This is a genomic window from Wolbachia endosymbiont of Oedothorax gibbosus, assembly GCF_936270435.1.
Taxonomy (GTDB): Bacteria; Pseudomonadota; Alphaproteobacteria; order Rickettsiales; family Anaplasmataceae; genus Wolbachia.
On sequence record NZ_OW370567.1, the window covers coordinates 1,029,367 to 1,052,822 of the forward strand.

Here is a 23,456-nt window from a genome sequence, read left to right on the forward strand (position 1 = left end):
GAATTATATGGCATCCTTTTACACCCCAGTTATGGATTAACCAACGAAGTAAAGCTGAGAAATACAGGGCTTTTTCGATTGCATTGAATAAGAAATGAGGGTAGAAAAAATATGTACCAAGAAATTTACTGTGGATCTATGCCGAGTGTGCTCAAGTTCAAATTTGTTTTTTAGGCAGCCAAAAACCGTTTCAACAATCGATCTTTTCCCTAGTAAAATCTTCTCTTTCAGCGAAATCAGTGCATTTTTCATACCTTTTTTCACTTTAGTGACGAGTTTTAGACCTCTATCGAATAGTTTCTCAAAGAGCTCTTTCTTTATATAGCCCTTATCTCCAAACAAAAGTCCAGTTAGTTTTTTGGTTAGAGTTGGTACAGGTTTTCTGTCATCGACGTTACCTCTGGTTAGCGTAACACCTTGAATTTCACCTATTTCATTGATTACTACATGTAATTTAAAACCAAAAAACCAGCCGTAAGTATTCTTTCCTAACTCTGCTAATCCTTTGAAAACCTTATTTCTTGAGATTCTTTTTCGATGGCATACTGCTATTGAAGTAGAATCTATGTAGGAAATCCCGGTCATTTTTGCTTGTTCACAAAACCATTGCAAAAGTAATGCTAAATACCACAAAACTCGCGGCTTTAAGGCAATAAATCTGTGATATGAAGGCAGCTTTGAAAACTCTGATCTATAGAATAACTGAAGATAACAAAGATAAAAAGCCTTGAAGTTTTTACATGGTGATTTATGGTATAATAGGATTATGGTTAGAATTTCTGAGTGCGCTATTTCTGGTACTCTGGTTGGTTTTTTGCCGTTTGATAAGAACCTATTTGCAAAATTATCATCTACCGCACGACAAAAATCCTCGACGCAACAGTACAGTTCTGTAATATCTTTCTTCATGGGTAACCTCTTATTATTACTAAAATACTCGAGTTTACCCTGTTTCCCTCTTCTTAGTTATACTTTTATCTATTTTCTAATCCATAACTGAGGTTTTACACAAGAGAAAGTAGCTGAACTTCCAATTGCAATTAAGAAAGCTTGTGGGTCATATCTTTATGATGAAAATAATAAACCATACCTGGATCTGATTTCCAGTTGGTGGGTAAATCTGCATGGTCATGCTCATCCTGAGATTGCCAAGGCTATATATCAACAAAGCATGACTTTGGAACATGTGATTTTTGCAGGGTTTACCCATGAGCCTGCAGTAACGCTTTGTGAGAAGTTGAAAACTTTATTACCAGATAAATTGTCCAGATTTTTCTTCTCAGACAATGGCTCTACTGCTGTTGAAGTAGCACTAAAAATGGCTTACCAGTACTGGTGGAATCAGGGTGATCATGAAAGAACTACCTTCCTGAGTTTTGCAGGAGGATATCATGGAGATACGTTTGGTGCAATGAGCGTAGGTGCTAAGTCTGGTTTTCATGATGCATTTTCAAATCTATTGTTTTCTGTTTTAACAGTACCTTTTCCAGAAACTTGGAATGGAGATAAAGAAATAGAAAATAAAGAAAGACATTCTCTTGAAGTTTTAGAGGATCACTTATGTGCTAGTTCTCATAAAATTGTCGCATTAATTCTAGAGCCTTTAGTGCAAGGAGCAAGTGGCATGAGGATGTGCCGTCCAGAGTTTGTTAGAAAAGTTGTCAATTTAGTACGCCAGTATGGAATTTTGATAATCTGTGATGAAGTTATGACCGGCTTTGGACGTACCGGTACTTATTTTGCTTTTGAACAAGCTCAAATTATACCAGATTTTTTATGTATCTCTAAAGGACTAACAGGGGGTTTTCTTCCACTTGCTCTCACAGTTACTACAGAAGAAGTGTACGCAGCATTTTTAAGCGAACATCTTACCAAAGCATTCGCTCATGGCCACTCTTATACTGCCAATCCTCTCGGATGTGCGGCCGCGATCGCTTCTTTAGAATTATTAATTAAGCCTGATACTATGGAGTCAATACAGAAAATTCACAATACACACAAAAAGGAACTAGCAAATTTGTCAGAAGCTTGCAAGAACATTCAACATGCACGTATGATTGGTACAATAGCAGCTTTTGATGTTCATGATGCACAAACACTAAAGATAAAATTTTTAGAGCAAGGACTTTTAATTAGGCCACTTGGTAATTCAGTTTACTTACTACCGCCTTATTCAACAAGCACTTTTGAGCTTGAAGAAGCTTATAACAAAATCAGAAATATTCTCAGGATTTTTTCATAGTGACTTTACCGAGCCATTCCAAGAAAAATTCTTCTCAGGCTTGCTGGTTTTGGTTGCTGAACATGGTTGTGTTGTTTAAGTTTTTAGTAGTATTTTATACCAAATTAATATTAATTCACTTGGGAGTAATTAGAAAAACTCATGGTAAATTTATAGCAAAATAGATCTTTTCTGTCAGTGCGGTTAGCTTTCTCTAATATGGATTTACCTATCTATACCGGCTTATCTGCCCCTCAGCACTGTGCTCTTGACTTGCTGCACTTGCTCTTCTTTTCAACTCAGCTTCGACTTGACTTTTAGCTTTTGGTTCATCTTCCGAAGTTACATGAGAGTTAGAAGAATGGTTAGGGTCACTTACTTCTATATCTCTTTTTGACAGTTCTTGAGTTTCCTTAATCTTTGAGAATGCTGTCTTCCCTACATTTAAAAATTTTTCCCCTACAGCACTTAATGCATCATAACCTGCATCCAGTACTTTTTCTGCCCCTTGAATAAGTTTACCATTTGATATGACATCAACAGCTACAATACCTAAAGCAATTACAACACCAATCGGCCCTCCAAAAAGGAAACCAATTGCAATAGTACCAGCTCTAAACAAGAATTCCTTTGTGAGACTTGGTTTTGCACTCTCTGCTCTATTTTCCTTTTTGGCAGCAGAGTTTTCAGTTCTATTATTGTTTCTATAGTTGCCATACATAAAAGCTCCAATAGCTGTGCCAGCAATAGGACCAGCAACTGGAATAGCAAAGGCAGCAAGCGTTAGTGCTGTTCTCCATGGTACATAATTCAATATTTTACTTCCTAAATCAGTTTTTTTACCTTTTTCTCTTTTATCTCTTTCAGAAGTACTACTTCCTGTATTTTTATCTTGTGTAACTTTTATATACCTTCTAGGAAATGATGCTGCTTGTTGCCTTTCAGGCTGGTTTCTGGCTACGTAATTTGAGTTTATATCCGTCTTTTTTTGCAAATTAACATTTAATAACTCTGATATTTTTTCCCTTAGCTGGGGATCTTCATTAGCAAAATCTTTCATTTCTTTCTTTTTTTCCTGAATTTGGGCCATAATTTGAGTGAAAGAGTCAGTAATTATTTTTTCATCACCTATTTGATTGCTTCCTTCAATAGTAACTTCACTCCTCCCTTTTGCACTACTTACTATATAGCCTTGTTCTTTTATTGCTATCATTACCTTCTCTTTAAATACACTGCAAATATTATATGTTACTATTTCAGGAAAATTATCTTCTTGAAGAAGAAGCTGAATTTTTTTAATTTGCTTTCTTAAAGAGATGTTTTTAGTATGTACCTGTTTTTCACTTTTACCATTGGCAACATGTACTGTGTTTAACTTACTTTTTGTAGGAGGTAATGGTAGTTTAGCTTCTGAATTCTCAGATTTAGGAGGCAATGTAGGTGCGTTTTTTGTATTAAACCCAGGTTCAGGAGGTAATTGTGGAAGATTTTGGTATATAGGTTCTTCTTTCTTCAAATTTTCATAAATTGGTTCTTGTACTAAATTAGCACTAATAAATTCTTGTACTTCTTTTAGATAATCAACACCTTCTACTATTCTGCTATTTTTTTCTTTAGGTACTCGCACACCTTTAAATTCAATATTGTTTATATCTTTAATATTAAGACCATTTTCTTTAAGCCATCCTTCTCTTTTGCTCATTACTTCAACAAACTTCTCAATATTTTCAATATTTATTTTAGTATCATCAACTAACATCACAGTTTTTGGTAACTGACCATGCTTGTCTTTATATTCCACAATTGCCTTACAGATATGCAAATTCTTTCCAACTTGATCTTGCTGTTTTCTAACACTTAATCCTTGCAACTGGACATCATAATCTTGTGGAAATCCACCAAACACAGAAATATTCTCTGCTTGTTTTTCAGGTAAGCCCAAATGATTCTTTACAACCCTTCTCACAGCATTTGGATATCCTGTGAATGATGCAATATTCACTTCTATTCCTTTTGAAATTGCAAATTGTAATACAGGTTTTAAATTCTCCTCATTTTTTATTCCTTCAGTTGCCTCTATAAACCTCCTTATATTATCATCCGTTACTGCATTATTTTGAGTAGGATTAAAGTCAACTTTTTCTAACTTGAAAAAAGCATTATGCATGTGCTCATTAGTAACAGTATTATCAAAATCAAGCACTAATAGAGCATTACTTCCCTTAGCCATACCTTTACCTCTAACCCTTATAAATTAAGGATAAAGGATAACATTAACAGACTAACTATTTATTAAGATACTCGAATTACTTTTTCAATTTTTCAACTTCGCTGATTGGCAATCCTGTTAATCTAGCAATAGTATTAATACTCATTTTATCAGCAAGCATTTCCTTTGCCACTGCTATTTTAGCCTGTTTTTCGCCCTTTTCTTCGCCGATTTGAATACCTTCCTCTCTGCCTTTTTCATGACCGATTTGGATGCCTTCTTGTCTACCTTCTTGTCTACCTTTTTCGTGACCAACTTTAAGACCCTCATCAAATTTTTGAGCTAAAGCAGCTATCTCATCCATTATGCGTTTTTTCATTTGTTCATATGCTAGTAATTCTTCTTCTGACCAATTAAACTTATTCATCTCTTCATAAGCTCGTTTTATTATTACGTCACTACCAACTATTTTATCTAGGTCCTCTTCGTTTGTTTCTGCTGCATAGCGAAAAAAGTAACACCATTTTTCAACAATATTTTCTAATTGGTCTTCTTTTGTCTTTGTAAATTTTGGTAGTTCTATGAATACGAAGTAAAAATCCTTTAAGTCATGTTCAAAGCTATTCTTATCTAAGATGACATGATTAGATTTGTACTCAGCCTTATCTGGAAAAATAATGCAATCAGCAACAGCTATAAAGATTATTTCCTTGAGGTTATGGTAATCATCACCTTGATCAGCTTGACTTGAGTAGGCTTTGGCAGCATAATATTGAGCACGCTTTTCGAAGCCCTTGGTCTTAGTGAACTGCATCTCTATAATGTATCTTGAGCCTTGAGAGTCCTTACAAAGAACATCGACAATACTCTGCTTTTTAGCGGCAATCTCAGGATCTAAAATGGTAGCTAAGAATTCAACATCGTGAATAGCAGCTAAGCCAGTGAAGCCTAAAATATCGTTCAGGAAATGAATGAGGATGTCTTTATTCTTCTCGGTGCCAAATATTCTTTTAAAAGCATAATCATTGCGTGCATCAAGAAATTTTGATAAAGCCATAGGAAATCCACTTGGAGAGTAGACCGGCGGAACTTCCCCACCAGTCTCTCGCAGAACTGTACGTAAAGTAGAGTAGGCAGCCAGCGAGTTACTATTAAGCACTTTTCCAACAGCCTCTCTCCGAACCACGCATGACCGTTTCCGTATCACGTGGCTCTCCAATAATCTAACGTTTTAAGGAATCACCATCATATTTCCCATATTGGATTTTCTTATGGCATTCATGACAAACAACAAGAGTTTTTCTCTGTCGTTCAATCATTCTTTTCTTCCATTCAGGTAGTTCAACATTACTCTTACTTCGTAGATCAGCAAGTTTACGTACATGGTGTACCTCAATCTGCTCTTGTGATTTACATAATTCACAAGTTTGTGCCAATAGTCTTTGCTCTATTTCACTACGCTTATTCCATATTGGTATAAGGTTATCACTTATGCTTACCCATTTATTCCATTTTAGCGACACAGCACCAAAGTGTGTAATTAATGGTATCTTTGATGGTAAACGATCTACTCTGATTTGGATGACTTTTCGTTTTTCACCTTCATCGTTTTCAATCATCGCACCAAATTTTCTATAAATTTTCCTGCAAGTTGTTTTGTATTTAGATGCTAAAGTCTTTACTAATGATACTTCCATCACATACTTCAGATAACTTAGTGTGTGAAGGTTGTAGGCCATTTTGTAGTATTGTACAATTCCTCGATATTCAGTTTGATACTGAGCAACAATACTGTAAGCTGTATCAATTGTACGTTGAGGTAAATGTATAGGCTTTCCACAACGCATATATTCAGAACACTTTTTCTGCTTTATATGGTGTGGTACACGTAAGCCAACACTACCGTTAATACACCGCTGTGTCCGATGATCATGTTTATCATCTGCATGCAAGACGTGTATTTCATAACCCAAAAAATTGGCTTTGCTATCACATGCGTGTGTAATAAGCGTTTTATCTTCATTAAGCATAAGTTTGAGCTCCTCATTGAGGAATCTAGCAATCTCATTTTTAATTTGTTCAGCTTCATTTTTTGGTCCTGCAAACCCTACCAGAACATCATCAGCATACCTAACATACCAAAGACGTCGATAATTTTGATCACAAGAGTCCTTAGATGGCATACTCTGCACTAATTGGCGCAGTTGCCTTACTTGCTCCCAATTCCCTTGTTTTCTCATCATCGATACTTGCTTGGTTAACCTTAAATATTTTGGGTTTGTCCTTCTTCGCTTACCTCGGTTATTTGCTGGTATTAATGTATGTTCCACATGTTTATCTAACCGATCGAGTAATATGTTACTCAGAATTGGACCAATAATAGAGCCCTGTGGTACTCCACTGTGACTCTTATTGTACTTCCAATTTTCCATATATCCTGCTTTTAGCAGTCGATTGATTAGTTGGATAAAACGGTTGTCTTGAAAGCTTTCACTCAGTATTTTTAACAATATGGTATGATCAATTGAGTCATAACATGCTCTGAGATCCCCTTCTATAAACCATTTTGTACCTCTGCCTTTTTGCGTTACTGCTTTTAATGCAGTATGGCATCCACGCTTTGGCCGGAATCCATGTGAACACTCACTAAATTTAGACTCATAATAGGCTTCCAATATTAATCGGATTACTTCTTGAAGTAACTTGTTTGACCATGTTGGCAATCCTAACGGCCTTCGTTTACCGCTCTTCTTTAAAATGTAGATACGTTTTACTGGTATCCATCGATATCGTTCATAGCGTAAATCCTCTATGATTTTATCAATTTTCTCCAAAGACATACCATTAACTGTTTCAGCAGTTACACCTTCTGTCATAGCACCTTTATTACGACAAAGTTTACCATACGCTTGAAGGTAAAGATCACGCTGATAAAGTAGGCGATATACGTTTTTAACCGGCAGATTTCTTTGTCCGCGTTCACGTATAATGTTAAGTATTGTTTCAGCTTTCCGCATCTTGCGTACCTCCCAATTTCAACATTCAATTATCTGTCACCCTTTGCCCTGTATGTGGCTCTCCCACATTCCCCGGTGGTTCGTTACTTCCACGACTACTACGATGACTCCGTAACCATAGAACTCGCGTTCCTTAGGTCATCCCATGTTCCGTCACTAAGAACTGTTCTAGATCAACTTAGGTTTTCCATTCATCCTCTTAAATAAGTTCACTACTTATCGTTCTACAGCCAGAATGTCGCACAAACGAAAGTTTAATCTGTGCTTACTGTAGACATGGGGTTTTAAATGTGATACCCATGGATGTGAAGTCCCACCCCTGAAGATTAGAATTCAAGCAGTTTAGCTTTAACCATATTGATCAGGTGTTGCAAGCCGTTATCTTACACATCTTCAGACAACTCTCGCTTTACATACATGCTCTTGTCCTCCTCCCCTTTCGGGTTAAAGTTAGTTGTTCACCTCGAGGCCATTTATTCTGAACCCCGCTTAGCTCTGCTAAGTATTTCTTAATGCGTGCCACGGCGCACAGTTTCCCCTCATACGGCTCGAGCCATCTTAAGTCCTTTTCCTGAGAACCGGCAACAGTTTTTGTCGAATATCCGGACATATCAAATTCCTTTCTAGAACTAACGTGAATCATATCTTACCATTTTTGCAAAGAGAAGAGTTTTTTTTGACTGACGTTCTTTAAAGTAAGCATACCACTCTTTATCATAGGGGTTAGCTACTGCTCTAATTTTCTTATGGCGGCGAATTGATACACTTGTCGCTTGGAAGAGTTCTTTCCATTCGACTATGTCTTTATTCTTAGCCAATACTGCAAAACACCATTTTCGAGACCCCTTGACTTTAAAGTATTTATCTTTAATCCAATGTAACCCTTTATTAGGATGTCTGCGTTTTGACCAGTGCCATAAAGCTTTGAAAATCTCATGGTCCACTTTTTCGTAAGCTTTTCTCGCGCATATTCCTCGATGGTAATAAGCCCAGCCTCGAATTTGAGGTGCGAGCATTTCAATTACCTTTTCCTGGGTTTCTGCGTTCTTCTTACGAATTAGGTACCGGATGCGCTTCAGAAGTCTGTTTACACTTTTTTCTGAAGGTTTGATGATTAGTTTTGTTTTGTACTTGCATACTGTCTGACCGAGAAAATCGAATCCCTGTTCTATGTGTGTGATCTTTGTCTTTCCTGCCGATAAAGATAGCCCTCTTTGGCTCAGGAAATCCTCTACAAGCAGTTTGACTTTAGTCTCTAGGATTTCTTTCGATTTCCCAGTTACTATAAAATCATCCGCATAGCGGATCATGTGTACACCATATTTCTTGCGCTTTTTGGTTCCCTTTTTTCCAAAATGTTTATTGAAAACATCATCAAAACCGTCGAGAGTTAAATTAGCAAGTACAGGAGATATTACTCCGCCAACAATGTTGCAAAAAACGTAAAATTAGAGAAAAGCATTTCTCGAAAACTTCTGTGTCCAAAACCAAGAGAGCTATTTATTTATAGCACCAATAATCAATTAACCATCAGCTTCAATGAATGATATGAACATATTATTTCAAGGAAAGTTCATGGGGAATAAGAGATCGGCTGTACGGATTAGCTGTAGCTATGAGCCTAATCGGTTGTCAGAAAAGTATTTGTTAGATGCTTATGAAAGAGCAGCATCAAAGCAAGTAAGTCAAAAAAGCTTAAAACATAAAAGTGCGATTCAAGGGGGATCAAATGGTAACAGTGAGTTTATATGCAAGAGTTTCTTCGGGGAAACAAGCACAAGAAAATACAATAGCAAGCCAAGTTGCAGCTATAGAGAAGCAGATTAGCATGGATGGGTACAGATTATTGAGAGAGCATGAATTTATTGATAATGGCTACAGTGGATCTAATTTAGTCCGTCCTGGTCTAGAAAAATTACGTGATAAAGTAATAGAAGGTGAAATTGATAAAATTTACATTCATTCTCCTGATCGTTTATCTAGAAAATATGCATATCAAATGATATTGCTTGAAGAATTTCAGAAAGCAGGAGCAGAAGCGGTTTTTTTAAATTATGAGATTAACGATAACCCAGAATCCCAATTGCTGTTACAAATGCAAGGTATGATAGCAGAATATGAACGTGCAAAAATTATGGAACGAAGTCGTCGTGGAAAGATTTATGCGGCTAATAAAGGTTGTGTAAGTGTAATGGGAGGAGCTCCATACGGTTATCGTTATATAGATAAGTATATGGGAGGAGGACAAGCTTTATTTGAAATTAACGAAGAAGAAGCTGATGTTGTTCGCAAAGTATTTTTGTGGATAGGCAGAGAAAGGGCAAGTATTGGGGAAGTATGTCGTCGGCTAAATACTATGTCCATTATGACACGAACAGGAAAAAAGTGCTGGGATAGAAGTGTAATTTGGGGTATGTTAAAAAACCCCGCTTACAAAGGACAAGCAGCTTTTGGTAAAACAAAGGTAGGTGTAAGGTTACAACAGATAAGACCACAAAAACATTCTTGTGAACAGCCAAAAGATAATTACTCCATTTATCCTGTCGAAAAAGCGAATTGGGTTTATGTTAAAGTGCCAAATATAGTGGATGAAGATATATTTGATATGGTTCAAGAACAGTTAGCTGAGAACAGAAAAATAGCCAGGACAAGAGAAAGAGGAGCAAAGTATTTATTACAAGGTTTAGTCGTATGTAAGCGTTGTCGTTATGCATATTATGGAAGTCCTGTAAGAAATAAACGAGGAGAAAAAGTTGAGCATTATGCATATTATCGTTGTATTGGTAGAGATTCTTACCGTTTTGGTGGTAACAAAATTTGTGATAATAAACACATTCGTACAGATGCATTAGAAACAGCTGTGTGGGAAGAAGTTAAGCATTTATTGAAAAATCCAAATAGAATTTTAGAAGAATACAAACGTAGACTTTTAGAGCTTAAAAAATCATCGTGGGATAAAAAAAGCGATTTGCTTGAAAAGCAAGAAAATAAATTAAAACGAGGCATTGCTAGACTTATTGATAGTTATGCCCAAGAATATATTAATCAAGAAGAATTTGAACCACGAATCAAAGCGATGAAACAAAGCTTAAAAACAATTGAAGAGGAGAAGAAGAGGATATTTGATCAAAAGAAATTAGAACAGGAAGTAACTCTGGTCGTGACCAATTTATAGTACTTTTCATAATAGTCCAAATAAGGTAAAATAAGGATTTGTAGTAGTGAAGGTAGGTATGCCAGCAGCATATAGTTATGACTTAAGGAAAAAAGCAATGGAAGCTCTAGACGAGGGAGAAAGCAGAGAAACAGTGGCAGCAAGATTTAAAATTGGACGAACTACTTTGTGGGAGTGGCAGCAAAGAAGAAAAGAAACAGGTGACTTTCAATCAAAAAAACTTGGAAATGGAGGTTACAATCACAAAATTACCGACTGGGATGCCTTTGCTAAATTTGCCAGAGAAAACGGAGGAAAGACTCTATTGGAAATGGCTAAACTTTGGAGCAACGTTAGTATCCAAACTATCCACCGAGCCCTGAAAAAAATTGGATTTACACGCAAAAAAAGACCTATGGGTACAAGGAAAGAAGCGAAGAAAAACGTGCTAAATTCTTGAAAATTATAGCAACAAAAGAACCTAAAAACTTAGTGTATATAGATGAGTCTGGCATTGACAACACTGAAGACTACCCCTATGGATATTGTCAGAAGGGACAGCGGTTTTATGCCCTAAAATCTGGGAAGAAAACTCAACGAATCAGTATGATTGCAGCTTTAAGTGAAAGAAAAATAGTTGCTCCATTAACCTTTGAAGGCCACTGTAATATGGATATTTTTAATGGATGGTTTGAGCAATTTTTGATACCGACCTTGGAACCTGGACAAACTGTCATTCTTGACAATGCTACTTTTCATAAGTCTGATAAGATCATTAAGCTTGCTAAAGGGATTGGTGCAGAAATTTTGTATCTGCCACCGTATTCTCCAGATTTTAACAAAATTGAACATCATTGGTTTGCTATAAAAAACAGAGTCAGGAAAAACATTCCTCTATTCAAGTCTTTTCGTCATGCTGTTGATTCTGCCTTTCTATGATCTGTTCGGATTATTATGAGAAGTGCTATACTTTAATCACATATTTAGATGTACAGCAATTGAACAACCAGCAAAACAAGGTCTCAAGATCATGAATAGTGTTTTATTTTTGAAGCTTTTCAATTTCACTGACTGGCAATCCAGTAAATTTGGCAATAGTATTAATATCCATTTTATCAGCAAGCATTTCCTTAGCAACTGCTATTTTAGCCTGTTTTTCGCTTTCTTCCCTACCTTCAGCTCTGCCTTTTTCATGTCCGATTTGAATACCTTCTTCTCTGCCTTTTTCGTGTCCAACCTTAAGACCCTCATCAAACTTTTGAGCAAAAGCAGCTATCTCATCCATTATGCGTTTTTTCATTTGTTCATATGCTAGTAACTCTTCTTCTGACCAATTAAACTTATTCATCTCTTCATAAGCTCGTTTTATGATGACGTCACTACCAACTATTTTATCTAGGTCCTCTTCGTTTGTTTCTGCTGCATATTGGAAAAAATAACACCATTTTTCTACTATATTTTCTAGTTGGTCTTCTTTTGTCTTTGTAAATTTTGGTAGTTCTATGAATACGAAGTAAAAATCCTTTAAGTCATGTTCAAAGCTATTTTTATCTAAAATGACATGATTAGATTTGTACTCAGCCTTATCTGGAAAAATAATGCAATCAGCAACAGCAATAAAGATTATTTCCTTGAGGTTATGATAATCATCACCTTGATCTGCTTGACTTGAGTAAGCTTTAGCAGCATAATATTGAGCACGCTTTTCGAAGCCCTTAGTCTTAGTGAATTGCATTTCTATAATATATCTTGAACCTTGAGAGTCTTTACAAAGAACATCGACAATACTTTGCTTTTTAGCGGCAATCTCAGGGTCTAAAATGGTAGCTAAAAATTGAACGTCCTGAATTGCAGCTAAGCCAGTAAAGCCTAAAATATCGTTCAGGAAATGAATGAGGATGTCTTTATTCCTCTCAGTACCAAATATTCTCTTGAAGGCGCAATCATTTCGTGCGTCAAGAAACTTCGAAAGAGCCATAACGAACTAACCTGGAGAGTAGACCGGCGGAACTTCCCCACCAGTCTCTCGCAGAACTGTACGTAAAGTAGAGTAGGCAGCCAGCGAGTTACTATTAAGCACTTTTCCAACAGCCTCTCTCCGAACCACGCATGACCGTTTCCGTATCACGTGGCTCTCCAATAATCTAACGTTTTAAGGAATCACCATCATATTTCCCATATTGGATTTTCTTATGGCATTCATGACAAACAACAAGAGTTTTTCTCTGTCGTTCAATCATTCTTTTCTTCCATTCAGGTAGTTCAACATTACTCTTACTTCGTAGATCAGCAAGTTTACGTACATGGTGTACCTCAATCTGCTCTTGTGATTTACATAATTCACAAGTTTGTGCCAATAGTCTTTGCTCTATTTCACTACGCTTATTCCATATTGGTATAAGGTTATCACTTATGCTTACCCATTTATTCCATTTTAGCGACACAGCACCAAAGTGTGTAATTAATGGTATCTTTGATGGTAAACGATCTACTCTGATTTGGATGACTTTTCGTTTTTCACCTTCATCGTTTTCAATCATCGCACCAAATTTTCTATAAATTTTCCTGCAAGTTGTTTTGTATTTAGATGCTAAAGTCTTTACTAATGATACTTCCATCACATACTTCAGATAACTTAGTGTGTGAAGGTTGTAGGCCATTTTGTAGTATTGTACAATTCCTCGATATTCAGTTTGATACTGAGCAACAATACTGTAAGCTGTATCAATTGTACGTTGAGGTAAATGTATAGGCTTTCCACAACGCATATATTCAGAACACTTTTTCTGCTTTATATGGTGTGGTACACGTAAGCCAACACTACCGTTAATACACCGCTGTGTCCGATGATCATGTTTATCATCTGCATGCAAGACGTGTATTTCATAACCCAAAAAATTGGCTTTGCTATCACATGCGTGTGTAATAAGCGTTTTATCTTCATTAAGCATAAGTTTGAGCTCCTCATTGAGGAATCTAGCAATCTCATTTTTAATTTGTTCAGCTTCATTTTTTGGTCCTGCAAACCCTACCAGAACATCATCAGCATACCTAACATACCAAAGACGTCGATAATTTTGATCACAAGAGTCCTTAGATGGCATACTCTGCACTAATTGGCGCAGTTGCCTTACTTGCTCCCAATTCCCTTGTTTTCTCATCATCGATACTTGCTTGGTTAACCTTAAATATTTTGGGTTTGTCCTTCTTCGCTTACCTCGGTTATTTGCTGGTATTAATGTATGTTCCACATGTTTATCTAACCGATCGAGTAATATGTTACTCAGAATTGGACCAATAATAGAGCCCTGTGGTACTCCACTGTGACTCTTATTGTACTTCCAATTTTCCATATATCCTGCTTTTAGCAGTCGATTGATTAGTTGGATAAAACGGTTGTCTTGAAAGCTTTCACTCAGTATTTTTAACAATATGGTATGATCAATTGAGTCATAACATGCTCTGAGATCCCCTTCTATAAACCATTTTGTACCTCTGCCTTTTTGCGTTACTGCTTTTAATGCAGTATGGCATCCACGCTTTGGCCGGAATCCATGTGAACACTCACTAAATTTAGACTCATAATAGGCTTCCAATATTAATCGGATTACTTCTTGAAGTAACTTGTTTGACCATGTTGGCAATCCTAACGGCCTTCGTTTACCGCTCTTCTTTAAAATGTAGATACGTTTTACTGGTATCCATCGATATCGTTCATAGCGTAAATCCTCTATGATTTTATCAATTTTCTCCAAAGACATACCATTAACTGTTTCAGCAGTTACACCTTCTGTCATAGCACCTTTATTACGACAAAGTTTACCATACGCTTGAAGGTAAAGATCACGCTGATAAAGTAGGCGATATACGTTTTTAACCGGCAGATTTCTTTGTCCGCGTTCACGTATAATGTTAAGTATTGTTTCAGCTTTCCGCATCTTGCGTACCTCCCAATTTCAACATTCAATTATCTGTCACCCTTTGCCCTGTATGTGGCTCTCCCACATTCCCCGGTGGTTCGTTACTTCCACGACTACTACGATGACTCCGTAACCATAGAACTCGCGTTCCTTAGGTCATCCCATGTTCCGTCACTAAGAACTGTTCTAGATCAACTTAGGTTTTCCATTCATCCTCTTAAATAAGTTCACTACTTATCGTTCTACAGCCAGAATGTCGCACAAACGAAAGTTTAATCTGTGCTTACTGTAGACATGGGGTTTTAAATGTGATACCCATGGATGTGAAGTCCCACCCCTGAAGATTAGAATTCAAGCAGTTTAGCTTTAACCATATTGATCAGGTGTTGCAAGCCGTTATCTTACACATCTTCAGACAACTCTCGCTTTACATACATGCTCTTGTCCTCCTCCCCTTTCGGGTTAAAGTTAGTTGTTCACCTCGAGGCCATTTATTCTGAACCCCGCTTAGCTCTGCTAAGTATTTCTTAATGCGTGCCACGGCGCACCCTCTCGATTTATACAGCTCCCGTTATTCAGCCTTTTGATCCCAATCCTAGTGTCCAGTGATAGAAAATATTTGGAGACCTCTTTCTCACTTTTGCTAGAAATTGCTTTGCTAGTCTTCCATGATTTCGAAGTTTCTTATATTTGGCTCTGACCCATCCTACTAGGTGCCACTCTACATTTCTGAGAGATGGATACATCTCTGATTTATAAAACCTGCCATAGTACTGATACCAGCCTCGGACTATAGGATTTATTTTCTTTGATATTTTCTCTAGTGTTGTATATGTTTGCCTACGTATTTTCCATGACCTTATGGTTTGGTTGATCTTCTTCTTGGCTTTGTTGCTAATTGCAGGTAGAAATGAGACAAAATAGTTTCCTATTTTATTGTTCTTTGCCAGTCTAGGTCTGAACGTGTAACCCAGAAAGTCAAAGCTCTGTATTGGAAACTCATCTCTCCTATTGTCATCCTTACAGTACACTATTTGTGTCTTTTCAGGATGTAATTTTAGCTTAAACTCAGCCAATCTTTCTTCGATCTTGTCTTTTATGAATTTTGCCTGTCTCTGGGTTTTACAGTGCACCATTGCATCATCTACATATCTCTCAAATGGTATTGTTGGGTAGTTTTGCCTCATCCACATATCAAATGCATGATGCATAAATATGTTAGAAATGATTGGGCTTACAGAACCTCCTTGTGGAACTCCCTTATTCCTAACTACCTTACTGCCATCTGCTAGTTGAATCGGGGCTTTCATCCACCTTTCCACGTACAGTATGACCCACTTGCAATCTGTATGCTTCTTGATAGTTTGCAGTGCTAACACATGATCCAGATTGTCGAAAAATCCAGAAATATCAAGATCTATCGTCCAATCACTTCTCCAACATCTCTTACACGCTGTACTTACCGCATCCAGTGCAGACTTGTTTGGTCTATAACCATACGAATCTTCGTGAAATTCCTGCTCTACTAACGGTTCGAGATACATAGTAGCTGCTGTTTGCCCTATCCTGTCGAATACTGAAGGAACACATAAAGTTCTTTGTCCTCCTGTATCTTTTGGTATCGCAACAGCTTTTACTGGTTCTGGAAAATAACTTCCGGATGACATCCGATTCCACAGTTTGTATAGATTATCTTTTAGATTTTCTTCAAACTTTGTTATCGAGACCTCATCTACACCTGCCGCACCTCTGTTTTTGGATACTTGTTTATAAGCTTTCCAAATCAGTTGCTTTGGTATGTCAAAAGATTTTGTTTTATTCATTAACTCTTCCCTTTCGGTTGATAAATAATTAAAACTAAATAACTCAGCCCCTTCGCTCCATTTCCATTACAAAAACTTCTTCACTACTACGAGCTAATCCGCCCCTGTTTTTCGCATCAGTACTCTCTTCCTTAGAGTTCAGCTCCTTGGACTTCTCCCTTATCATCGAAACGACAGGTTCCCATAGTTCCACACAATAGCCTGAAATAGGTTCATGCCACCTATATGCCGGATGCCACCTACCCAGTAGACAAGTTCCCGATAGGCTTATCCCAAGTTACTTTTTCTCCCCTGGTTTTGACATCATCGCATTACCTTTCGACGTGTAATCAGTGGTTCACTTGCGTTCATCTCTCTATTTCACACATGACGCATAATTACGCCTTTTCCATAACGCTCACTACCTTGGCTCTTTACCAAAGCAGCTTATGGTTGTTTGAAGCCTGCTCTTGTAAACCGGCTCCGAGGGGCCCACCCTCATCTATTGTGCAGCTTTCGCACTTAGTTTGCTCTTTCCTGAACATTCCTTGTGTCTCTACGGCACACAGAAAGCATTAATAATTATACACAATTCTGAAGAAATATTCAACTCTTTTGTGTTTAAATCTTATTTTTTTAAACTTTGGGTATGTTAGAGAAAAAAACGACTGTCAAAGATGGCCTAAGAATAGCATCTTCTGCTTTAGACGTCCTTTTGTACATCTTTCTATAACTCCCTCATAAAGCGCCTAAAAACGCCAGCAAATGAATTCATAGATTCAGTAGCTATAAAGAGCTCTAAAAACACTTATTTTTGGTGTAGCATCCCAGAAAAACACGAGCCAGAAAAGCTCAATGACCTAATATCTTGAGCCCACACCTTTACATGATAAAGATCTTGAAACTTAATGTCAACATTTCAGTAGCAAATTTATGTTAAATCTATATCCTTTTAGCATGGACAAAAAGAAGATACATTGCCAGTAGAAGAAAAAGTGTTAGCTACCATTGCATGCCATGGATCAATTCGAGCAGGGAGAAAATGAAGTTAGAGGAAATGAACGAGCTACTGAGACGAATGGAAGAAACACCGTATGCTGGGCAATGCAACCATGGGAGACCAACTTATATAGAAATGAAATTAAGTGATATAGAAAAATTGTTTGAAAGGAGATGAGTTCAGTTTGTCAAAAAGGTCTCCAATTAAGTATACGTAACAGCTCTTCTGATTATGGGGTATAAAATGTGAAAAAAGAGAATAATTACCCTAACTTTTTAGATTACAAAGTAGTAGGACAGGAAGTAAGAAATCGTAGGTTAGCAAAAGGATATACTCAAAAAGATTTAGCAAAAGAAATCGGTGTAACATATCAGGTAATACTACAATATGAGAAAGGAACACGTAAAATTTCGATTGAAAAGTTGTACTCTATAGCAAAGGTGTTATCAATTAGTATTACGGATCTTATTCCTGTATCGAATAAGAAAATCTGCATTAAAAATAAGGAAGAAGAGATACTATATTTAATAAGAAAATATAAAAAGATTGACGATCATGAGTTACGTAAAATGTTTTGTTTGCTAACCAAATTTGTTCAAGTAAGTGAAAAAAGTAGTAGGAAAGCAGAGAGAATGGAAATAGCAAAGAATCTAGTCAAAGCAGGAATTTCTGTTGATGTTGTTTCACAAGCAATAGGCCTCCCTGCTGATGAATGTGTTGAAGAAAAAGTTGGTTCTATCTACTGCCAAATAGGAAAGAAGATAAAAGAATGGAGGGCAGTGCGGGAGTATACTCAAGAAGATTTAGCAAAGAAAATGGGTACAACACGCCACGAAATAAGTAACTATGAGCAAGGAAGGGTTGCTGTTCCACTTGATAAATTATATGGAATAGCAGAAACATTATCAATTAGTATTACAGATCTGCTAATAGAAGAAGATGAGATAGTAGAAAATGAATTACCGAATTTAATTGAAGAATACAAAAAGATTGAAAGCCAAGAATTACGTAATACATTAATAAAATCGTTGTTTGAAGGCATACGGATTTGCGAGGAGAAAGTAAAAAGAGCGGAAAAAGTAAAAATTGCGAAAGACTTAGTAAAAAAAGGAATTTCTATTGATATTATTTTGCAAGCGGCAGGCATCTCTTTAGACGAAATTCAACAAGTTTAAAATAAAAAATCAGTATCTATTAATATCTTTACCTTTTGATGAAAAAATAAGTAAAAAAGATTGAAAAATTGATTTGACTTTCCGTAAGATGGTACAAGCCTCCACCTTCTAGGTGGAGAAACTTTAGTTTGTCAATGTCATAACTGTACTTTATAAAACCTCAGTTATGGATTAGAAAATAGATAAAAGTATAACTAAGAAGAGGGAAACAGGGTAAACTCGAGTATTTTAGTAATAATAAGAGGTTACCCATGAAGAAAGATATTACAGAACTGTACTGTTGCGTCGAGGATTTTTGTCGTGCGGTAGATGATAATTTTGCAAATAGGTTCTTATCAAACGGCAAAAAACCAACCAGAGTACCAGAAATAGCGCACTCAGAAATTCTAACCATAATCCTATTATACCATAAATCACCATGTAAAAACTTCAAGGCTTTTTATCTTTGTTATCTTCAGTTATTCTATAGATCAGAGTTTTCAAAGCTGCCTTCATATCACAGATTTATTGCCTTAAAGCCGCGAGTTTTGTGGTATTTAGCATTACTTTTGCAATGGTTTTGTGAACAAGCAAAAATGACCGGGATTTCCTACATAGATTCTACTTCAATAGCAGTATGCCATCGAAAAAGAATCTCAAGAAATAAGGTTTTCAAAGGATTAGCAGAGTTAGGAAAGAATACTTACGGCTGGTTTTTTGGTTTTAAATTACATGTAGTAATCAATGAAATAGGTGAAATTCAAGGTGTTACGCTAACCAGAGGTAACGTCGATGACAGAAAACCTGTACCAACTCTAACCAAAAAACTAACTGGACTTTTGTTTGGAGATAAGGGCTATATAAAGAAAGAGCTCTTTGAGAAACTATTCGATAGAGGTCTAAAACTCGTCACTAAAGTGAAAAAAGGTATGAAAAATGCACTGATTTCGCTGAAAGAGAAGATTTTACTAGGGAAAAGATCGATTGTTGAAACGGTTTTTGGCTGCCTAAAAAACAAATTTGAACTTGAGCACACTCGGCATAGATCCACAGTAAATTTCTTGGTACATATTTTTTCTACCCTCATTTCTTATTCAATGCAATCGAAAAAGCCCTGTATTTCTCAGCTTTACTTCGTTGGTTAATCCATAACTGGGGTTATAAAGTATAGTTATGACTGGGTACGACAAAGGAAAACACACTGTATTTTATCATAGGTACCATATAGTCTGGATCACAAAGTATCGGTACAGAGTGTTAACGAGGTCTATGAAGGAGAGAATACGAACAATCGTAGCAGAAGTATCTGAAGAAATGGGGATTAAGATAGAAAATGGAGTAATATCATCAGATCATTTACATTTATTCGTAGTAATACCTCCTCACATAGCTGTGAGTGATTTTGTCCAAAGAGCCAAAGGAAGGTCTTCACGCAAAGTTCAACAAGAATTTCCAGAGCTAAAGAAAATATACTGGGGAAAGCGTTTTTGGGGAAGAGGATACTTTAGTGCTACCAGCGACAGATGAAGTTATTAATGAGTACATTAATAAACATACAGATGCACATCAGCCTCATTCTATATCTAGTATAAGATTGGAGTAGCTTTAGCTTCTCGCCGCGCTTCCAGCGCAATATCCAACCTTTCGGCTCTCAGCCGATAGTGGTTGAGTTGCAGTTGGAATTACTACGATGAAGACAATCAGATTATTGTTAAGGTTTATCGTTATGATCCACCTGAAGGAAAAGAATATCGTCCTTTTGATGTGAAAAAATCTACTTTTACTGCACCAGAGATAAGGCCTCTATACAACATTCCAGAAATTTTAAAGTCTGATAAAGTTATTCTTGTTGAGGGAGAAAAATGTGCTGAAGCGCTGATAGAACAAGGTATCACAGCAACAACAGCGATGTCTGGAGCAAATGCACCAACTGATAAAACAGACTGGTCACCCCTAAAGACCCCAGTTATGGATTAACCAACGAAGTAAAGCTGAGAAATACAGGGCTTTTTCGATTGCATTGAATAAGAAATGAGGGTAGAAAAAATATGTACCAAGAAATTTACTGTGGATCTATGCCGAGTGTGCTCAAGTTCAAATTTGTTTTTTAGGCAGCCAAAAACCGTTTCAACAATCGATCTTTTCCCTAGTAAAATCTTCTCTTTCAGCGAAATCAGTGCATTTTTCATACCTTTTTTCACTTTAGTGACGAGTTTTAGACCTCTATCGAATAGTTTCTCAAAGAGCTCTTTCTTTATATAGCCCTTATCTCCAAACAAAAGTCCAGTTAGTTTTTTGGTTAGAGTTGGTACAGGTTTTCTGTCATCGACGTTACCTCTGGTTAGCGTAACACCTTGAATTTCACCTATTTCATTGATTACTACATGTAATTTAAAACCAAAAAACCAGCCGTAAGTATTCTTTCCTAACTCTGCTAATCCTTTGAAAACCTTATTTCTTGAGATTCTTTTTCGATGGCATACTGCTATTGAAGTAGAATCTATGTAGGAAATCCCGGTCATTTTTGCTTGTTCACAAAACCATTGCAAAAGTAATGCTAAATACCACAAAACTCGCGGCTTTAAGGCAATAAATCTGTGATATGAAGGCAGCTTTGAAAACTCTGATCTATAGAATAACTGAAGATAACAAAGATAAAAAGCCTTGAAGTTTTTACATGGTGATTTATGGTATAATAGGATTATGGTTAGAATTTCTGAGTGCGCTATTTCTGGTACTCTGGTTGGTTTTTTGCCGTTTGATAAGAACCTATTTGCAAAATTATCATCTACCGCACGACAAAAATCCTCGACGCAACAGTACAGTTCTGTAATATCTTTCTTCATGGGTAACCTCTTATTATTACTAAAATACTCGAGTTTACCCTGTTTCCCTCTTCTTAGTTATACTTTTATCTATTTTCTAATCCATAACTGAGGTCTAAAGGGTAAAAATATTATTATTTGGCCAGATAATGATGAAGCAGGTAATAAATACGCAAAAAATGCTGAAAAAAAGCTTTTAGAGATCGGAGTTGCATCACTTGTTGTTCTTAATATTCCACAAAATAAATCGAAAGGCTGGGATGCTGCTGATTGTGTATTAGAAGGAACGAACGTTGAAGAATTTATTCTTAACAACAAAAGCCCTAGAAACCCCAGTTATGGATTAACCAACGAAGTAAAGCTGAGAAATACAGGGCTTTTTCGATTGCATTGAATAAGAAATGAGGGTAGAAAAAATATGTACCAAGAAATTTACTGTGGATCTATGCCGAGTGTGCTCAAGTTCAAATTTGTTTTTTAGGCAGCCAAAAACCGTTTCAACAATCGATCTTTTCCCTAGTAAAATCTTCTCTTTCAGCGAAATCAGTGCATTTTTCATACCTTTTTTCACTTTAGTGACGAGTTTTAGACCTCTATCGAATAGTTTCTCAAAGAGCTCTTTCTTTATATAGCCCTTATCTCCAAACAAAAGTCCAGTTAGTTTTTTGGTTAGAGTTGGTACAGGTTTTCTGTCATCGACGTTACCTCTGGTTAGCGTAACACCTTGAATTTCACCTATTTCATTGATTACTACATGTAATTTAAAACCAAAAAACCAGCCGTAAGTATTCTTTCCTAACTCTGCTAATCCTTTGAAAACCTTATTTCTTGAGATTCTTTTTCGATGGCATACTGCTATTGAAGTAGAATCTATGTAGGAAATCCCGGTCATTTTTGCTTGTTCACAAAACCATTGCAAAAGTAATGCTAAATACCACAAAACTCGCGGCTTTAAGGCAATAAATCTGTGATATGAAGGCAGCTTTGAAAACTCTGATCTATAGAATAACTGAAGATAACAAAGATAAAAAGCCTTGAAGTTTTTACATGGTGATTTATGGTATAATAGGATTATGGTTAGAATTTCTGAGTGCGCTATTTCTGGTACTCTGGTTGGTTTTTTGCCGTTTGATAAGAACCTATTTGCAAAATTATCATCTACCGCACGACAAAAATCCTCGACGCAACAGTACAGTTCTGTAATATCTTTCTTCATGTGTAACCTCTTATTATTACTAAAATACTCGAGTTTACCCTGTTTCCCTCTTCTTAGTTATACTTTTATCTATTTTCTAATCCATAACTGAGGTTAGAAAGTCAAAAACAATTGATACTACAGCTTGGACCAACACCGCTCCAGAGAGAAAATGGATTATTAAAGATTGGCTTCCTGTGGGAAGTGTTACAGCTCTCTACGGCGACGGTGGAGTTGGAAAATCTCTTCTTGCTCAACAATTAATGACTGCTGCTGGTATTGGTAAATCTTGGCTTGGTATAGATATTCAGCAGATGAGAACATATGGTGTGTTTTGTGAAGATGAGGAGGAAGAACTTTGGCGCAGGCAATGTGCAATACATAAACTTTATCAATTGGATATGGAATCTTCTGATTTTCATGACAATGTTTGCTTGTCGTCTCGAGTGTGGAAAAATAATATACTTATGGTTTTTAACAACAAAGATATAGGTCAATTGACCCATTACTTTCAAGAGTTACTTGAAGATATTGAATTGTTTCAGCCAAAGCTAGTGATTTTGGATACAGCAGCAGATCTATTTGGAGGTAATGAAAATAATCGTTCCCATGTAAGACAATTTATTCAAAACTGTTGTGGTCGCATAGCAGAAGCAATAAAAGGAGCTGTGTTGTTGTGTGCCCATCCTTCTGATTCAGGGATAGTACGTAAAACAGGTACAGGAGGTTCAACAGCGTGGAATAATTCTGTTCGATCTAGATGGTATTTGTCAAAACCAGAAAGATACCGTCTCGCTAGTCAACAAGAAAATTATAAAAATTGAATCTTAAGCTGTATTGTGAAATTAAAAAATACTTCCTATTCACGTCCTGCGTAGCAGTATAGTTAATGTATATGTTGATAAGTAAATTATTTTTATATGTACAAGACAGCAGAAATTTACTTATCAACATATACA

The 23,456-nt window shown here is 36.5% G+C and carries 16 protein-coding genes and 5 pseudogenes; 10 read left to right on the forward strand and 11 right to left on the reverse strand.

Features of this window, described 5'->3' with window-relative positions:
* Positions 1-36 precede the first annotated feature (36 nt).
* Positions 37-909, reverse strand: a complete 873-nt coding sequence (locus tag NBW39_RS05205) for an IS982 family transposase (RefSeq protein WP_250294632.1) — start codon at positions 907-909, stop codon at positions 37-39.
* 106 nt (positions 910-1,015) lie between these two features.
* On the opposite strand from NBW39_RS05205, the pseudogene bioA reads away from it, so the two are divergent.
* Positions 1,016-2,242 (forward strand): annotated as a pseudogene (gene bioA / locus NBW39_RS05210) (adenosylmethionine--8-amino-7-oxononanoate transaminase); the annotation flags it as partial.
* A 208-nt stretch (positions 2,243-2,450) separates the two neighbouring features.
* Here bioA and NBW39_RS05215 read toward each other — a convergent pair.
* From NBW39_RS05215 to NBW39_RS05230, 4 genes are all read right to left on the reverse strand, one after another.
* On the reverse strand, positions 2,451-4,451 hold the full coding sequence (locus NBW39_RS05215; protein WP_250294749.1) for a hypothetical protein: 2,001 nt from the start codon (positions 4,449-4,451) through the stop codon (positions 2,451-2,453).
* Between the two features lie 76 nt (positions 4,452-4,527).
* Complete coding sequence (locus NBW39_RS05220) at positions 4,528-5,487, reverse strand: Rpn family recombination-promoting nuclease/putative transposase (protein WP_250295765.1); 960 nt, start codon at positions 5,485-5,487, stop codon at positions 4,528-4,530.
* Between the two features lie 166 nt (positions 5,488-5,653).
* Positions 5,654-7,447 (reverse strand): reverse transcriptase/maturase family protein, encoded by a 1,794-nt coding sequence (locus tag NBW39_RS05225; RefSeq protein WP_250294750.1) that lies wholly within the window; start codon positions 7,445-7,447, stop codon positions 5,654-5,656.
* A gap of 629 nt (positions 7,448-8,076) precedes the next feature.
* Complete coding sequence (locus tag NBW39_RS05230; RefSeq protein WP_370273774.1) at positions 8,077-8,877, reverse strand: group II intron maturase-specific domain-containing protein; 801 nt, start codon at positions 8,875-8,877, stop codon at positions 8,077-8,079.
* Positions 8,878-9,176: 299 nt separating this feature from the next.
* On the opposite strand from NBW39_RS05230, the gene NBW39_RS05235 reads away from it, so the two are divergent.
* On the forward strand, positions 9,177-10,622 hold the full coding sequence (locus NBW39_RS05235) for a recombinase family protein (RefSeq protein ID WP_250294751.1): 1,446 nt from the start codon (positions 9,177-9,179) through the stop codon (positions 10,620-10,622).
* Between the two features lie 58 nt (positions 10,623-10,680).
* Positions 10,681-11,540, forward strand: a protein-coding gene (locus tag NBW39_RS05240; RefSeq protein WP_250294642.1) for an IS630 family transposase whose coding sequence is annotated in 2 segments (ribosomal slippage) — positions 10,681-11,005 and positions 11,005-11,540 — 861 coding nt in all. Because the reading frame shifts where the segments join, the coding sequence is not laid out codon by codon here.
* Between the two features lie 103 nt (positions 11,541-11,643).
* Here NBW39_RS05240 and NBW39_RS05245 read toward each other — a convergent pair.
* The 4 genes from NBW39_RS05245 to NBW39_RS08730 all read right to left on the reverse strand — a co-directional run bounded on the left by NBW39_RS05245 (position 11,644) and on the right by NBW39_RS08730 (position 16,510).
* A complete protein-coding gene (locus NBW39_RS05245; protein WP_250294752.1) occupies positions 11,644-12,579 on the reverse strand; it encodes an Rpn family recombination-promoting nuclease/putative transposase in 936 nt (311 codons plus the stop codon).
* Between the two features lie 166 nt (positions 12,580-12,745).
* Positions 12,746-14,539, reverse strand: coding sequence for a reverse transcriptase/maturase family protein (locus NBW39_RS05250; protein WP_250294750.1), 1,794 nt, complete (start codon positions 14,537-14,539; stop codon positions 12,746-12,748).
* Positions 14,540-15,096: 557 nt separating this feature from the next.
* Entirely contained in the window at positions 15,097-16,344 is a 1,248-nt protein-coding gene (gene ltrA / locus NBW39_RS05255) for a group II intron reverse transcriptase/maturase (RefSeq protein ID WP_250294718.1), read from the reverse strand.
* Positions 16,345-16,387: 43 nt separating this feature from the next.
* Positions 16,388-16,510 carry a hypothetical protein gene (locus NBW39_RS08730; RefSeq protein WP_256466289.1) on the reverse strand — a complete coding sequence of 41 codons (123 nt, stop codon included), beginning with the start codon at positions 16,508-16,510 and terminating at the stop codon, positions 16,388-16,390.
* 781 nt (positions 16,511-17,291) lie between these two features.
* On the opposite strand from NBW39_RS08730, the pseudogene NBW39_RS05260 reads away from it, so the two are divergent.
* From NBW39_RS05260 to NBW39_RS05280, 5 genes and pseudogenes are all read left to right on the forward strand, one after another.
* Positions 17,292-17,500: pseudogene (locus NBW39_RS05260) on the forward strand (DNA mismatch repair endonuclease MutL); the annotation flags it as partial.
* 68 nt (positions 17,501-17,568) lie between these two features.
* Positions 17,569-18,498: a WO male-killing family protein Wmk gene (wmk, locus tag NBW39_RS05265; RefSeq protein ID WP_250294753.1), complete on the forward strand. Its 930-nt coding sequence runs from the start codon at positions 17,569-17,571 to the stop codon at positions 18,496-18,498.
* A 251-nt stretch (positions 18,499-18,749) separates the two neighbouring features.
* Positions 18,750-19,622, forward strand: coding sequence for an IS982 family transposase (locus NBW39_RS05270; protein WP_250294632.1), 873 nt, complete (start codon positions 18,750-18,752; stop codon positions 19,620-19,622).
* Positions 19,623-19,650: 28 nt separating this feature from the next.
* Positions 19,651-20,080, forward strand: a pseudogene (tnpA, locus tag NBW39_RS05275) (IS200/IS605 family transposase).
* Positions 20,081-20,139: 59 nt separating this feature from the next.
* Positions 20,140-20,436: pseudogene (locus NBW39_RS05280) on the forward strand (AAA family ATPase); the annotation flags it as partial.
* A gap of 14 nt (positions 20,437-20,450) precedes the next feature.
* On the opposite strand, the gene NBW39_RS05285 reads toward NBW39_RS05280, so the two are convergent.
* Positions 20,451-21,323: an IS982 family transposase gene (locus tag NBW39_RS05285; RefSeq protein WP_250294632.1), complete on the reverse strand. Its 873-nt coding sequence runs from the start codon at positions 21,321-21,323 to the stop codon at positions 20,451-20,453.
* Positions 21,324-21,417: 94 nt separating this feature from the next.
* Between NBW39_RS05285 and NBW39_RS05290 the strand changes: the two are divergent.
* Positions 21,418-21,618: pseudogene (locus NBW39_RS05290) on the forward strand (toprim domain-containing protein); the annotation flags it as partial.
* A 27-nt stretch (positions 21,619-21,645) separates the two neighbouring features.
* On the opposite strand, the gene NBW39_RS05295 reads toward NBW39_RS05290, so the two are convergent.
* A complete protein-coding gene (locus NBW39_RS05295; RefSeq protein WP_250294632.1) occupies positions 21,646-22,518 on the reverse strand; it encodes an IS982 family transposase in 873 nt (290 codons plus the stop codon).
* 110 nt (positions 22,519-22,628) lie between these two features.
* Here NBW39_RS05295 and NBW39_RS05300 point away from each other — a divergent pair, with 110 nt between their 5' ends.
* Positions 22,629-23,321 (forward strand): AAA family ATPase, encoded by a 693-nt coding sequence (locus NBW39_RS05300; protein WP_256466323.1) that lies wholly within the window; start codon positions 22,629-22,631, stop codon positions 23,319-23,321.
* Positions 23,322-23,456 lie beyond the last annotated feature (135 nt).

Excerpts from the sequence above, each read along its gene's own strand:
- NBW39_RS05205 (WP_250294632.1), bottom strand. The coding sequence starts at position 909 with ATGAAGAAAGATATTACAGAACTGTACTGTTGCGTCGAGGATTTTTGT.
- NBW39_RS05215 (WP_250294749.1), bottom strand. The coding sequence starts at position 4,451 with ATGGCTAAGGGAAGTAATGCTCTATTAGTGCTTGATTTTGATAATACT.
- NBW39_RS05220 (WP_250295765.1), bottom strand. The coding sequence starts at position 5,487 with ATGGCTTTATCAAAATTTCTTGATGCACGCAATGATTATGCTTTTAAA.
- NBW39_RS05225 (WP_250294750.1), bottom strand. The coding sequence starts at position 7,447 with ATGCGGAAAGCTGAAACAATACTTAACATTATACGTGAACGCGGACAA.
- NBW39_RS05235 (WP_250294751.1), top strand. The coding sequence starts at position 9,177 with ATGGTAACAGTGAGTTTATATGCAAGAGTTTCTTCGGGGAAACAAGCA.
- NBW39_RS05245 (WP_250294752.1), bottom strand. The coding sequence starts at position 12,579 with ATGGCTCTTTCGAAGTTTCTTGACGCACGAAATGATTGCGCCTTCAAG.
- NBW39_RS05250 (WP_250294750.1), bottom strand. The coding sequence starts at position 14,539 with ATGCGGAAAGCTGAAACAATACTTAACATTATACGTGAACGCGGACAA.
- ltrA (WP_250294718.1), bottom strand. The coding sequence starts at position 16,344 with ATGAATAAAACAAAATCTTTTGACATACCAAAGCAACTGATTTGGAAA.
- NBW39_RS08730 (WP_256466289.1), bottom strand. The coding sequence starts at position 16,510 with ATGATAAGGGAGAAGTCCAAGGAGCTGAACTCTAAGGAAGAGAGTACT.
- NBW39_RS05270 (WP_250294632.1), top strand. The coding sequence starts at position 18,750 with ATGAAGAAAGATATTACAGAACTGTACTGTTGCGTCGAGGATTTTTGT.
- NBW39_RS05285 (WP_250294632.1), bottom strand. The coding sequence starts at position 21,323 with ATGAAGAAAGATATTACAGAACTGTACTGTTGCGTCGAGGATTTTTGT.
- NBW39_RS05295 (WP_250294632.1), bottom strand. The coding sequence starts at position 22,518 with ATGAAGAAAGATATTACAGAACTGTACTGTTGCGTCGAGGATTTTTGT.